Raw genomic sequence first — 13613 nt, forward strand, 5'->3', positions numbered from 1 at the left:
TTAATCAAAATACCGTATTCGCGACGCTAAACCAATGGCAATTACCGACATGGCGCTATCATTGAACCGTTTGCCTGGAAGATTTTCCCACATCCGATCTGACAGTTCAGTTTTTAGCAAAAAAATAGGATAGTATGCGGGCCTGTATGATGTTTGGAGTCACCTTGCTTTGCCTGTTTTAGACCTATCGGTATTGACCTGTCCTTTGTCTTTGCTGGAACTGAAGCGCTGGCTGCAAAAACAGGGCAGGGAGCAAACACTTTACTTGATCCTCAGAGCCGGCTCGGCAGATAATCAGGATATTCTCAACTGGCTGCAAAAGCAGGGCATTGAGTTACTTCCGGTTGAGCATTCAGCGTCACAACACCATTACCAACTTTTATTCAAGGATCCCAGATGATAGAAGTGTTTAGCAGCTGGTATAAGCAAAAGTTTTCTGACCCGGCTTCAGTGGCACTGTTACTGTTGCTGTTGGGTACCTTTGCGGTGTTTATTTTCTGGGGAGATATGCTGGCACCGGTTCTGGTGGCCATCGTTATTGCCTATTTACTCGAATGGCCAGTGAGCAAGTTACTGGCTACGGGCATGAGCCGCACCTGGGCGACGGTAATGATTCTGATTCTGTTCGTGGGGCTGAGTGCATTGGCGCTAGTGGGCTTGCTGCCCGTTATCTGGCGTCAGGCCATGAACCTGTTGATTGAATTACCACAGATTTGGTCGGAGGCACAGCTATGGCTGAGCGCATTACCCGATAAATATCCCGGCTTTCTGGTCCAGTCGGACATCAATAACGCCCTGAAAGGGGTGAATGACCGTGTAGTGGGACTTGGAGAAGATATTATCAGTGCATCCTTCAGCTCCATTGTCAGTATGGTGGCTCTGTTGATTTATCTTATTTTGGTTCCGCTGATGGTGTTTTTTATGCTCAAGGACAAAAATGAGCTGCTCACCAACATATCCCGCATCATGCCCCGGGACAGGCGACTGGTGAAACAGGTGGCTCTGGAGATGAACTCGCAGATTGTTAATTATATCCGCGGTAAGGTGCTGGAAATTCTGATTGTGGGCACCATGAGCGCCGTGACCTTTGCGTTGATGGATTTACGCTATTCGTTGTTGCTTGGGGTGCTGGTGGGGTTCTCTGTACTGATCCCGTACATCGGTGCTGCGGTTGTAACCTTTCCGGTTGCCGCGGTGGCATTGTTTCAGTGGGGGGTGACCCCGCCGTTCTGGTATCTGATGACGGCCTATGGCGTGATTCAGGCCCTGGATGGTAACCTGATCGTGCCGATTCTGTTCTCGGAAGCGGTCAGTCTGCATCCGGTCTATATCATCATAGCCGTCTTGTTTTTTGGCGGGTTGTGGGGCTTTTGGGGCGTATTCTTTGCGATTCCGCTGGCGACACTGGTAAAAGCGCTGCTGAATGCCTGGTCCGGTACCAGCGACGCGTTGCAGTCGCAACAACCGCCCAAACTGACCGACCAGGCATAACAAGCCGTTTCAGGTTCTTTTCAATTGCGGTTAGGGAGTGGGTGTGCGCGCGATGGCATAGCTCCCGCCACCATTAACCCTGCAAATAATCCAGTACCACCTGATGATGGTCTTTGGTTTTGAATTTATCAAAGACCTGTTCCACCTGGCCTTTTTCATTAATCAAAAAACTGATGCGATGAATACCATCGTATTCTTTACCCATAAACTTTTTCGGTCCCCACACACCAAACGCGTCCGCCACGGCATGATCTTCATCAGATAGCAGCGTAAAGTTGAGGGATTCTTTTTCAATAAACTTGGGCAGTCGCTTGACCGGATCCGGGCTGATACCCAGAACCACAACATTATGTTTTTCCAGTTGTTCCTTGCTGTCGCGCAGGTTCTGTGCCTGCACTGTGCAGCCCGGGGTCATTGCTTTGGGGTAGAAGTAGACCAAGACTTTCTTACCTTTAAGTGCGTCGAGACTCACCGTATTGTTGTCCTGATCCGGCAGGCTGAAAGCCGGTGCCGGTTGTCCTGCTGCTAGTATGTTCATAATGACCTCAATGTTTTGGGTTAATGGTGCCCTGTAGACTTAACTCCCGAAGTCGGGTCGTAAAAGCTGCGCGAATGACATCAATATCGGTTTCTTTTGGCATGCTGACCACCATTTTACAGGTCATCATTTCTGCCTCCCCGTCCTTTTCACGAAAGGTGTTCTGACGAAACGCCGTGACCGTAATGTCAAACTCGGCAAAAAACGCGGTAATGTCATGAATCACGCCCAGGGCGTCTTTTCCGGAAATTTCCACATCTGCCAGATGAACCAGATCCTGACGATGGTGCTGTCGGGTACGTTTCATCATCGACAGCAGATCATGTTGCTGGCACACCTGTGGGATCTGGAACTCAGCCTTGGCAATTGCACCCTGAGTGCCTTCAAGGATCATGGTCAGGGAGAAGTCCTGACCATAAACGGCCTGACGGCTGTCGAGGATATTGCAATGACAGGCACCCACTGTGGCTGCCAAGGTGCTGAGAATACCAATTTTGTCGGTCCCTAAAATGGTGACAATCAGTTGATGTTTCATAAGCTGTCGATTGAGTGTCTGAAGGTCGGCAAGTCTATCATAATGTTGGCATTTCTCTATGGATCCGTTGTGAGTGATAAGTTTGGCGCAAAAAGGGGAGGAAATGGCGCTTGTTTTTACCCCCTGACCTCTTTACCATTGTGCGCTTAATTTTCAAAGGGGCAATAATGTTCAAAGGCAGTATCGTAGCGCTTGTAACGCCGATGACAGAAAACGGCGACGTTGATTATTCATCTCTTCAGGACCTGGTGGAATTCCACATAAAATCCGGTACCGATGCCATTGTGGCCGTGGGTACGACCGGAGAGTCGGCAACGCTGCCGATGGAAGAACATATCCATGTTGTCCGAAAGACCGTGGAGTATGCTGCCGGACGCATCAAAGTGATATCCGGTAGTGGCGCTAACTCAACGGATGAAGCGATAGAACTGAGCCAGGCCTCAGCAGAAGTCGGCGCAGACGGTCTGCTCAGTGTTGTGCCTTATTACAATAAACCTCAGCAACGCGGAATGATCGCACACTTTGAAAAAGTGGCGGACGCCTGTGAATTGCCCCTGCTGCTGTACAATGTACCCGGGCGCACCGTAGCCGACATGTTGCCGGAAACAACGGCGGTACTGGCCAGGCACCCCAATATTGTTGGTATTAAGGATGCCACCGGCGATCTGGAGCGACTAGAGGCCCTTAAGCGTGTGTTGCCCGGCGATTTTATTCTGCTAAGTGGTGACGATCCCAGTGGTTGTGAATTTATGTTACGCGGCGGCCATGGTGTGATCTCTGTTACCGCGAATGTGGTTCCTTCCATGATGGCGCAGCTTTGCAAGGCAGCTCTTAGTGGCAGTCGGGAGCAGGCGGAGCAAATTGATACTCCGCTGCAGGCATTGCACCATGCCCTGTTTATTGAACCTAACCCTGTGATGCCCAAGTGGGCACTGTATCGAATGGGATTGATTCCAAGCCCGGTATTACGGTTGCCGATGGTCGAGCCGGAACTCGACAGCCAAAATACAATCGAAGCTGTGTTGCATGATATCGGCGTAATTTCCTGAGGAGCTTTCATGATCCGACATTCCCTTTTTGTACTTTCTCCACTGTTGTTGCTGGCAGCCTGTTCCAGCCCACATGAGCGTCGTATAGCCAACGATGATTTTGCTTACCTAAAGCAGGACAACCGACAAAGCCTGAAGGTCCCACCGGGCCTCAATCCCCCCCAACAAAGCCGCGAATATCAGATTCCGGAACTGGGTCCGAATGCGCCGCGCGATTTATTGGGGGAAAAGCTTCAGGTGTTATCACCCTCATTAGTATTACCGCTGGTAACTGGCTCTCACGTTGAAGAAGGTCAGCGCAGTGCCACCGTTTATTTCGATCAGGTTGATGATAGTCAGCCGTTGGATACGTCTGTATGGGGCAGTCTGATAAGCTATCTGGAAGAGCAGGGCATTGGTGTTGACATGTTTGACAAGGAAGCCGGTACCCTCGTGACAGACTGGATGCTGATGGAAACTGAACTCGACAGTGGTTGGTTTGACTGGACACCGACGGAGCGCAGTGTTGGCAAGCGCTTTGAGTTTAAACTGAATGTGAAGCCTCACGGGCGCACAGCGGCGCTCAATGTGCGTCTTAAAGATTATCTTGAAACGGTCGGCCAACAGACCCGCTCTGCAGAGCAGCTGGATGCGGATGATATACGCCGCAATGAAGTCGATATTCTCAATCGCGTCATCGGTCATTACCAGACACAACTGCAGATTGCCGATATTCGTAAAGTGAGGCAAATTCGCCAGGGTATGGAGATGCAGTTGGGCACCAACGGCAAAGGTGAGCCGGCGTTTATCGTGGATGGCGACTACGACATTGCCTGGACCCGCATTCAACTGGTGTTGCGTAAACTGGGCTTCAACGTGAAGGATTTGGATAAGTCCAACGGACTGCTGTTTGTGTCCTATGAGGGCGGCGAAAGCAGCTGGTGGGATAGCCTGTTCGGAAATGATGATGATTTACCCCTGGATAAACAGGAGTACCGTCTGCACCTGACGCGTGTGGAGAATAAGACGGCCATCACTTTTATGGACAATGAAAGCAATAATTTGCCTGAGACCCTGTTATCAGGAATCTTCAAGCCATTTTCCAGCACAATGGCCGCGGATAACCTGGATATTTAACTTTTTAAGAGAAGCATTCAATGGAAAAGCAAACAGAACTTTACCGGGGCAAAGCTAAGACGGTCTACACGACGGAAGATCCCAACCGTCTTGTACTACATTTCCGGAATGACACGTCCGCCTTCGATGGTGAAAAAATTGAGCAACTTGACCGTAAAGGGATGATTAATAATAAATTTAATCACTTTATTATGTCGAAGCTCGAACAGGCCGGTATTCCAACACAGGTGGAGGCCTTATTATCCGATACGGACTCCCTGGTTAAAAAGCTGGAGATGATTCCGGTTGAATGTGTGGTCCGCAATATCGCCGCCGGATCTATTTGCCGTCGTCTGGGTGTGGAAGAAGGTCAGGTTCTGAATCCGCCTACGTTTGAGTTTTTCCTTAAAAATGACGCACTGCATGATCCGATGATTAATGAGTCTCACATCCGCACTTTTGGTTGGGCTGAAGAGAGAGACATTGAGCAAATGAAAGCACTGACCTTCAAAGTTAATGATGTGCTCAAAGCGCTCTTTGACGAAGCAGGTATGTTGCTGGTCGATTACAAACTGGAATTTGGTCTGTTCGAGGGCAAGATTACCCTGGGTGATGAAATTACTCCCGATGGTTGCCGTTTGTGGGACAAAGAAACCCGTAAGAAGATGGATAAAGATCGCTTTCGCCAGGGACTGGGCAACGTGGTTGAAGCCTATGAAGAAGTGGCGGCAAGGTTGGGGATTACCCTCGATTAAAGAGGTTCATTAAATCCGCTTTGCAAGCATAGTGCATTACGAAAAACAGGGGCCAGACAGGCCCCTGTTTTTTTGGTTTTACGATCTGCGTGCCCCTGTCATCCTGCGCAAGGATAACAGCAGCAGTGCCCACAATCCGGCATAGATGCTGCCGCCTCCGGAGCCGCTATTCGTCTGCACCGGCCTTGGGTTGACCGTAACGGATACGGATGCCTGACTGTTAAGGCCTGTGGGATCGGTGACCGTGATGCTAAAGCCCAGGGTTGTGGCACTGCTTACCACGGGCAGCGTTATGCTGGGTTGCAACACCGACTGATTGAAACTGACCTCTGTACCTGAGGTTTGTTGCCACTGCACGCTCAATGCGTCATCGTTAGGATCCGACGCAGTAGCATTGAGTGTTAAGGTACTGCCGGATGTGCCGCTGAGCGTGGCGTTGCTCTGGTTATTAATCAATACCAACGGCGCGCCTTCAACCTGCACAACAGACTGAGAGGCGTGCTCTTCCTCTATTGCCCCGGGGTGTTCGGGCAGGGCTGAAATGATGCTAACCCCGACCGGACCACCGGCATAGGTGTCCGCCACACTGACTGCGAAGCTGAGGGTGGTTGGCGTTGCTGAACCCGCAGGCTGAGTGATCTGCCACTGCGCCCCGGTAGCGGTGAGAACATGCTCACCGCTGACGCTGTCACTGATTAGTTGTACATGTTCAGGTAATTGCGTATCGATCACATAGGTGCGGTCTTCAGACTGTGAATTGGCGGCAACCTGAATGCTGTAGGTTAATTGTTCTCCGGCCAGGATACGTTGTGATGATTGCGGAATCAGGGTGACATCATCAGACTGGCGTATCAGATCCACATTCAGCAGGCCCAGATTGCCGGGCTGTTCGGGGCTGGTGCCCAGATCGACAGCACCGTAAGCTTTACCACCATTGGTCAGTGTCTGGTTCCATCCTAGCCTGAGTGCAAAAGGCTCTTGCAATGCCACTGAGTCAGGGCCCGTTAAGCTCAGATTGTCCTGCTGCACACCCTCAACGGTGGTGTGCAGTAGCGTGAAGTTGTCGCTTTCACCGCCGCTGCCTTGCCAGTTTTGTACTAATACCCAGTATTCTCCGGCTTCAGGCAGGCTCAGATCCACTTTCTCTATGGCTGACGCTGTGGCACTGAGCTGAATCAGTTCCTCTTCTTGTGGTACACCGTCATTGTTTTCATCCCGGCCAACCCAAAGGTCGAGATCCGGCGCATCACTATCGATTGTCTCAACAACAAAACGCTTGGCATTAACCGGAACAGAAAAGAAAAATTCCGCTACACCGTCGCCGAGGTCATCAAACACATCATCATTGTTACTGTCTTCAGGAATGCTCTGATTAAACGACTGGGGCAATGCCAGACCATATGAGCGAACCGTCAGTTGTGTAATGGCCACACTTTCTGCCTCGTCCAGTAAGACAGAATCAGCATTGCGTCTCGCATCAACAGTAATGCTTTGAGGCAGGGTAGTGAGTTGAGGTTTGATCGCTACCGGCATGGTCAACAGCTGACCTGTAGCGGAGGATAACTGCACACTGGCAAATACCCATTGCCCTTGCTCTGCATTGCCGGTGCTTGCTTCTATTTGCAACTGTTGTTGCTGGCCACTGGCAAGTGAAAAGGTTTGCGGTGTAACACTGAAACTGATGTCAGAGGCATCACTGACAATGTCGACCGACCAGGTATCTGCGCGGGTCGCCTCAACCGTTCTTTGCCAGCTACAACTGCCAAAACAGCGGCTGTCTGCCAGTGATGGCATATTCAGGGTCTTTGGATCGCCGCCGATATCTGGATTCGCTGCCTCGTAATCGGCAATGGCGATATCCATAATAAGGCCTGCATCGGCTGCATTGCTGACATCAAGCATGCCAGAACCCATATCGAAGGGATCTGAAGGGGTCAGGCTGTCCTCTTTAAATGTTATGGGATTGGCACTTAACATTAACGCTGACTGGATTTGCGCGGCACTCCATTGCGGATGTAGGCCTCTGAGCAGTGCCGCGGCACCGGCAACATGGGGTGCGGCCATAGAGGTGCCACTTAAAAAGGCATAATCTGCCGGATCGGGAAACTGCTTGAAACCATCGGGTTGATCATCGGCATACGCCGACCAGATGTCCACACCGGGCGCCGCAAGGCTTGGCGTAATCACATCCGTTAAGGTGGCGTTGGGTCCGCGTGAAGTGAAGTCTGCTGCGATATTTGCCAGTTCCGGGTCTGAGCCTATTTCACTGGAGGAAATGGTTGCTGTATGGCCTGTGCCGCTGGCCAGCCAGGTGCGCAATGCTTCGCCGTCAGAGGCGTTGATATGAATGGACGGTAACACATGGTTATCTGCCACCAGGTTCTCAGCATCACCGGTGACATTGGCCAGTACCATGCCGCCGGCCCCGCCTTCTTTGACATGTTTGCCTTTATCAATCCGGGCAATTTCACCGCGGTCGCAGACCACGATTTCACCGCTGAAGGTACCCGCAGGGAATGGCTGCAAGCACTGCGCAGGGTCTCCGGAGGGATCGTTTGGATTTGTAAAGTCCCCAGCGTAGACAATGGAAGCAGTGATGCCAGAAGTCTTGGCTTCCCCCTCAATAGTAGCGGGGGCCGTGTCGCCACCGCTGAAATCCCCCAGCGTTTTACTGCTAAATACTCTGTCATGGGTGTAGGCGGCAACGTTTAGCACCCAGGGAGCCGCAGTATCAGCAGATGCCGATTCCGGATCCGGACCGCTGTTTCCGGCTGAATTGGCCACGATGATGCCGGCTTCACGGGCATTCAGAAAGGCCTGGCCCTTGCTACCCTGCCAGGGCGATATAAATGAGGCACCGATAGAATGATTAATCACATCGACACCATCGATGATTGCCTGCTCCAGGGCTGTGACAACCAGGTCGGTCCAACACCCTGCAAAATCAACGTCATCCTCCTCACCCGGTTCACACACCTGATAGCTGATGAGATTAGCTCTTGGGGCAATGCCTGCCATGCGACTAAACGTGAAGTCCGGCATGGGATCGCCATCTGCATCCAGAAGCGGAACATTAAGCAGAATGTTTCCGGCTGCCGCACCCGCCACATGTGAGCCATGCCCATTATGATCTTCGCCGTCTTGGGGCGTACCCGGCGCAAATTCGTCATAACGGGAGGTGATTCTGTCGTAGCTATACACACCGATCAGTTTGTTGTTACATAGCTGAGGACTGGTCTGGCAATCACCTAAAAATCCGCCCGCAGGATTCTGATGTTCGTAACCATCTCCCGCTTGTTGCGCAAAGGCGGGATGATCGGTATTGATGCCAGTATCTAAAATTCCAATGACAACCCCTTCGCCCTGATAGGCCGACAGACCATTGAAACCCTCCCAGACCTGATCTGCACCGGTCCAGGCGGGGCTGGCGTCTGTCATCAGAGGTAGCTTCACAGAGCGTTCAACAAAGGCAACGTCAGGAAGAGATGCCACCTTTGCTGCTTGTTTCGGAGTAAGGCGCAGCACCATGCCATTGAGTGCATACTGAAAATCTGCCACCAGCTTGGTATGGCTAATCTCTCGCTCGATGACATGCAGCAGACTCTGTTGATGTTGTTTCAGTGCGCTGACGTATGCACGGGCTTGCGGAGAATGCACATCCAGACGTTGGCTCTGAGTGCTGTGCGAATCTTTAGCTCTTTTTGCCTCGGCAAGATGTCGCACGGCAGCGGGTTGATGCATCCTGACAATGTAATCGTACGGCCGGTTCTTCAGACCCGGCTCTTTCACAAATTTATTCTGGATCATCGTCTGAGGCAATGGGGCGCCAGATTGGCGGGCTTCAACGCCGGGCAACAATATGATGGTGCCAAGGGCCGTTATCAGCAAATTGCGGGGGAATGTCATAAATCATACTCCGGAAATCGTCCGTCAGATTAGACGGTACTATTGCCCAATGATAAACAAAAAACACCGTCAAATGTTTGTACCATGTTCAGCGAATGTGGATCACTTGTTAAAATTAGGCTGTTTATCCTAATTAAATCTATTCAGTTGGTGTTTATATACTAATTAAATTCAGTGCGGCCAGCTAAAAAGCAACACCTTGAGGACTATCCTCTACTAGTATAGTGCTCAACATTAACACCAGAGCCAGACGTCGATTTTCTCGTCGGCTCAGGAACAGCAAAGGCACATCATGAAAGACAGAAATCATCTTTCTAACGTCGGTCTCGTTCACAAGGTCAGTATTATCGAAAATGGCCTTATCGACATTCCTATGTTGCAGATTCTTAAACCCGATGGCTCGCCCCACAAGGATGCTGTCGTGCCTGATATCGATCAGGAACTGGCGCTGAAAATCTATCGCACCATGCGATTCATCCGGGTATTAGACGAGCGGATGGTGGCGGCCCAACGACAAGGGCGCATCAGTTTCTATCTTGCCAGCACCGGCGAAGAAGCCGCCAGTGTGGCCAGTGCCGCTGCCCTGGAACCACAGGACATGATCATGTCTCAGTACCGCGAGCAGGGGGCGTTGGCATTCCGTGGGTACAGTACCGAAGCCTTTATGAATCAAATGTTCAGCAACGAGAAAGAGGCCAATAAAGGTCGTCAGATGCCGATTCATTATGGTGATAAAAGTCTCAATTTCATGACCATATCCTCGCCTTTGGGAACGCAAATTCCGCAGGCATCAGGGTATGCGTACGGCCAGAAAATGGCGGGTGAAGAGGCGGTCACCATTTGCTATTTCGGAGAGGGAGCCGCATCGGAAGGCGATTTTCATGCCGGCCTGAATATGGCGGCGGTACTTAATTGCCCGGTCATTTTCTTTTGTCGTAACAATGGTTACGCCATATCTACCCCCTCAGAAGAACAGTTTGCCGGGGATGGTATTGCCTCTAGGGGGCTAGGTTATGGGGTGAAAACCATTCGTGTGGATGGTAATGATAGTTTTGCGGTTTACGCGGCAACCCAAAAAGCCAGAGCCTTAGCCCTGAAAGAAAACTGCCCGGTATTAATCGAAGCGATGACCTATCGTTTGGCGGCACACTCCACCTCAGATGACCCTACCGGCTATCGCTCCAAAGAAGAAGAATCAAAATGGCAGCAAAAGGATCCCATTGCGCGCCTTGGGGCCTGGTTGAAAGGCAAGGGCTGGTTAGATGAAGAGCAGGAAAACAAAGATCTCGAAACGATGCGCCAGGAAGTATTGCAAGAGCTCAAGCGAGTAGAGAAAGTGCCGGTGTGTAAAATTGACGAGATTATTGAAGATGTTTACGACACGCCGCCCTGGCACCTGAAAGAGCAGCTCAGTGAACTCAAGAAGCACATGGCCAAATACCCCGAGGCCTATCCAAAAACATCAGGGAGGCTGTAACGATGGCGAAGATGAATTTATTGCAGGCAATTAATAACGCCCTGATCACAGCAATGGAAGAAAATGAAAAGGTCATGGTTTTTGGCGAAGATGTCGGTCACTTTGGTGGCGTCTTCAGGGCTACCAGTAACTTGCAGCAGCAGTTTGGTCGTGATCGGTGTTTCAATACACCCCTGACAGAGCAGGGCATCATAGGCTTTGCAAACGGTCTGGCCTCTCAGGGTTCGGTGCCGGTGGCTGAGATTCAGTTTGGTGACTATATCTTTCCGGCTTTTGACCAAATCGTTAACGAAACCGCCAAGTGGCGTTATCGCTCCGGTGGACAGTTTAGCTGCGGCACCCTGACGATCCGTACCCCCTATGGTGGCGGTATTGCCGGTGGACACTATCACTCTCAGTCTCCTGAAGCCTATTTTGCTCATACACCGGGACTGAAGATTGTGATGCCACGCAACCCTTATCAGGCAAAGGGACTACTACTGGCCTCTATTCGTGATGACAACCCGGTGCTGTTTATGGAGCCCAAGCGACTCTACCGTGCTTCAGTAGGGGAGGTGCCCGAAGAGGATTATACCTTGCCATTGGGTAAGGCTGAGATCACCAAATCAGGTACAGACATTACACTGCTGGCCTGGGGCGCTCAGATGGAAGTGCTGGATAAAGCGACTGAAATGGCCCAGAAAGAAGGTATCGATGCTGAAGTTATTGATTTACGCAGTATATTGCCCTGGGACGTGGATACGGTTTGCGAATCAGTGGTGAAAACCGGTCGGCTTTTAATCTCTCATGAAGCCCCTTTGACTGGCGGTTTTGCCAGCGAGATTGCCGCGACCGTGCAGGACAAATGCTTCCTCAATCTGGAATCGCCGATAGCAAGAGTATGTGGTCTGGATACGCCTTATCCGCTTGCTCATGAAAAGGAATATATGCCGGATCACCTGAAGGTATTTGAAGCCATTAAACGCACTGTGCACTACTAGGAGCCTGGTTTATGAAAGACTTTATTTTACCCGATATTGGCGAAGGCATAGTGGAATGCGAACTGGTGGAGTGGCTCGTCAAAGAGGGCGACAAGATTGAAGAAGATCAGCCCGTTGCTGATGTCATGACCGACAAGGCTCTGGTACAGATTCCAGCGATGGATACAGGCGTGGTGAAGAAGCTCTACTACCAAAAAGGTGAAATCGCCAAAGTCCACGAGCCGCTGTTCGCCATGGAGGTGGAAGATGACACCGACGGTCAGGATGAAAGCCAAACACAACCCGAGCCTCAACAGGCTAAAACCGAAAGCGCCAAGACCACAGCCCAGCCCGAATCTGGCAATAGGGGAAAGCAGACCGAAGATTTTATCCTGCCGGACATCGGAGAGGGAATCGTTGAGTGTGAACTGGTTGAATGGCTGGTTGAGGAAGGCGATATCATTGAAGAAGACCAGCCTGTTGCGGATGTGATGACGGACAAAGCGCTGGTACAGATACCGTCTAAATTTAACGGCAAAGTACTCAAGCGTTATTATCAAAAAGGGGAAATCGCCAGGGTTCATGAGCCACTGTTTGCCATTGAAGTGGATGCCGAGACAGATACTTCAGAACAAAACACCGCCGCACCGGTTTCAGCAAACCATCATGATCAGGCGCAGACTGAACGGCCAGTCGTACCGGGTAAGACCCAGTCCGATGAAAAATTCCCCGGCGGAGACTTTGACCCTGACCCTGCACCACCGGGTAAGGCGCTGGCCAGCCCCGCTGTCAGGCGTTTGGCCAGAGAAATGGATGTGGATTTAACCAAGGTCAAAGGAAGCGGTAAAAAAGGCCGTGTGATGAAACAGGACCTGTACAAGCTGGATGCGCCTGCAGCCGCCACTGAAACGCCAGCAGAAAGAGCACCAGAAGCAAAAGCCTCGGGCATAGCGCAAGGGGGAACAAGGGTGGAGCCTATTCGTGGTGTGCGCGCCGCCATGGCGAAACAAATGTCTGCTTCGGTATTCAGTATTCCGCACTTCAGTGTCAGTGATGAGATTGAAATGGACGCCCTGATGGCGGCGCGTGCACAACTTAAGCCTGAGTTTGAGAAACAGGGCGTGAAGCTCAGCTTTATGCCTTTTATTATCAAAGCCATGTCACTGGCACTGAAACAGTTTCCTATCGTCAACGCGCAGGTCAACGAGGATTGCACTGAACTCACGTACTTCGATGACCATAATATTGGCATGGCAGTGGACTCGAAAATTGGTCTGCTGGTGCCTAATATTAAAGGCGTTCAACACCTCAGCCTGTTTGAAGTGGCGAAAGAGGCCAACCGTTTGATTGAGCAGGCCCGGGAAGGGCGCTTAGGCGGCGCAGATCTCAAAGGCGGCACCATCAGTATTTCTAATGTAGGTGTGATTGGTGGTACGGTGGCGACTCCCGTCATCAACAAGCCCGAATCAGCCATTGTGGCGTTGGGTAAAATTCAGCGTTTACCGCGCTTTGACGAACAGGATAATGTCAAAGCCGTGAATATTATGCACATCAGCTGGTCCGGGGATCACCGCATTATTGACGGCGCCACCATGGTGCGCTTCAGCAATCTGTGGAAATCCTATCTGGAGAATCCGCTGACAATGCTATCGCAGCTGAAGTAACGCTACATATCTTGCCAAAGCCCGCACATCGCGGGCTTTTATTTGAGTCGATAGGGTGACAGCTTCGTGTCCTTAAAGGCTTTGCCGTTATTGGATAAGCTCCATGCACTAATCGGAACGAAACAGGCTATAACGGCATAAATA

11 protein-coding genes are annotated in these 13613 nt (G+C 51.0%); 8 read left to right on the forward strand and 3 right to left on the reverse strand.

Features of this window, described 5'->3' with window-relative positions; genetic code table 11:
• The first annotated feature begins 169 nt into the window (after nt 1-169).
• Both CCY32_RS00830 and CCY32_RS00835 read left to right on the forward strand, forming a co-directional pair.
• Nucleotides 170-400 carry a sulfurtransferase TusA family protein gene (locus CCY32_RS00830; protein WP_168171394.1) on the forward strand — a complete coding sequence of 77 codons (231 nt, stop codon included), beginning with the start codon at nt 170-172 and terminating at the stop codon, nt 398-400.
• Nucleotides 397-1491: an AI-2E family transporter gene (locus tag CCY32_RS00835; protein WP_088328455.1), complete on the forward strand. Its 1095-nt coding sequence runs from the start codon at nt 397-399 to the stop codon at nt 1489-1491. The genes CCY32_RS00830 and CCY32_RS00835 overlap by 4 nt, the downstream gene beginning before the upstream one ends.
• Nucleotides 1492-1564: 73 nt before the next feature.
• Here CCY32_RS00835 and bcp read toward each other — a convergent pair whose 3' ends face one another.
• Complete coding sequence (gene bcp / locus CCY32_RS00840; protein ID WP_088328456.1) at nt 1565-2029, reverse strand: thioredoxin-dependent thiol peroxidase; 465 nt, start codon at nt 2027-2029, stop codon at nt 1565-1567.
• 7 nt (nt 2030-2036) lie between these two features.
• Entirely contained in the window at nt 2037-2564 is a 528-nt protein-coding gene (locus tag CCY32_RS00845; protein WP_088328457.1) for an ACT domain-containing protein, read from the reverse strand.
• Nucleotides 2565-2731: 167 nt separating this feature from the next.
• Here CCY32_RS00845 and dapA point away from each other — a divergent pair, with 167 nt between their 5' ends.
• Genes dapA through purC form a run of 3 tightly spaced genes read left to right on the forward strand, consistent with a single transcriptional unit; the run spans nt 2732 to nt 5463 of the window.
• A complete protein-coding gene (dapA, locus tag CCY32_RS00850) occupies nt 2732-3613 on the forward strand; it encodes a 4-hydroxy-tetrahydrodipicolinate synthase (RefSeq protein ID WP_088329212.1) in 882 nt (293 codons plus the stop codon).
• A gap of 9 nt (nt 3614-3622) precedes the next feature.
• Nucleotides 3623-4729, forward strand: coding sequence for an outer membrane protein assembly factor BamC (gene bamC, locus CCY32_RS00855; RefSeq protein WP_088328458.1), 1107 nt, complete (start codon nt 3623-3625; stop codon nt 4727-4729).
• 20 nt (nt 4730-4749) lie between these two features.
• Nucleotides 4750-5463 carry a phosphoribosylaminoimidazolesuccinocarboxamide synthase gene (gene purC / locus CCY32_RS00860; RefSeq protein ID WP_088328459.1) on the forward strand — a complete coding sequence of 238 codons (714 nt, stop codon included), beginning with the start codon at nt 4750-4752 and terminating at the stop codon, nt 5461-5463.
• Nucleotides 5464-5541: 78 nt separating this feature from the next.
• Here purC and CCY32_RS17415 read toward each other — a convergent pair whose 3' ends face one another.
• Nucleotides 5542-9369 carry a S8 family serine peptidase gene (locus CCY32_RS17415; RefSeq protein WP_088328460.1) on the reverse strand — a complete coding sequence of 1276 codons (3828 nt, stop codon included), beginning with the start codon at nt 9367-9369 and terminating at the stop codon, nt 5542-5544.
• Nucleotides 9370-9661: 292 nt separating this feature from the next.
• Here CCY32_RS17415 and CCY32_RS00870 point away from each other — a divergent pair, with 292 nt between their 5' ends.
• The 3 genes from CCY32_RS00870 to CCY32_RS00880 are packed head-to-tail and all read left to right on the forward strand — an operon-like array spanning nt 9662 to nt 13469.
• The gene (locus CCY32_RS00870) at nt 9662-10846 is read left to right on the forward strand and encodes a thiamine pyrophosphate-dependent dehydrogenase E1 component subunit alpha (protein ID WP_088328461.1); all 1185 of its coding nucleotides are present in this window, start codon (nt 9662-9664) and stop codon (nt 10844-10846) included.
• A 2-nt stretch (nt 10847-10848) separates the two neighbouring features.
• A complete protein-coding gene (locus CCY32_RS00875; RefSeq protein ID WP_088328462.1) occupies nt 10849-11826 on the forward strand; it encodes an alpha-ketoacid dehydrogenase subunit beta in 978 nt (325 codons plus the stop codon).
• Between the two features lie 11 nt (nt 11827-11837).
• On the forward strand, nt 11838-13469 hold the full coding sequence (locus CCY32_RS00880) for a dihydrolipoyllysine-residue acetyltransferase (protein ID WP_088328463.1): 1632 nt from the start codon (nt 11838-11840) through the stop codon (nt 13467-13469).
• Nucleotides 13470-13613: the final 144 nt, after the last annotated feature.

This window comes from Lacimicrobium sp. SS2-24, assembly GCF_002201535.1.
GTDB lineage: Bacteria > Pseudomonadota > Gammaproteobacteria > Enterobacterales > Alteromonadaceae > Lacimicrobium.

Coding starts and splice junctions, on each gene's coding strand:
- CCY32_RS00835 (WP_088328455.1), top strand. CDS start 397: ATGATAGAAGTGTTTAGCAGCTGGTATAAGCAAAAGTTTTCTGACCCG.
- dapA (WP_088329212.1), top strand. CDS start 2,732: ATGTTCAAAGGCAGTATCGTAGCGCTTGTAACGCCGATGACAGAAAAC.
- CCY32_RS00880 (WP_088328463.1), top strand. CDS start 11,838: ATGAAAGACTTTATTTTACCCGATATTGGCGAAGGCATAGTGGAATGC.
- bcp (WP_088328456.1), bottom strand. CDS start 2,029: ATGAACATACTAGCAGCAGGACAACCGGCACCGGCTTTCAGCCTGCCG.
- CCY32_RS00845 (WP_088328457.1), bottom strand. CDS start 2,564: ATGAAACATCAACTGATTGTCACCATTTTAGGGACCGACAAAATTGGT.
- purC (WP_088328459.1), top strand. CDS start 4,750: ATGGAAAAGCAAACAGAACTTTACCGGGGCAAAGCTAAGACGGTCTAC.
- CCY32_RS17415 (WP_088328460.1), bottom strand. CDS start 9,369: ATGACATTCCCCCGCAATTTGCTGATAACGGCCCTTGGCACCATCATA.
- CCY32_RS00875 (WP_088328462.1), top strand. CDS start 10,849: ATGGCGAAGATGAATTTATTGCAGGCAATTAATAACGCCCTGATCACA.
- CCY32_RS00870 (WP_088328461.1), top strand. CDS start 9,662: ATGAAAGACAGAAATCATCTTTCTAACGTCGGTCTCGTTCACAAGGTC.
- bamC (WP_088328458.1), top strand. CDS start 3,623: ATGATCCGACATTCCCTTTTTGTACTTTCTCCACTGTTGTTGCTGGCA.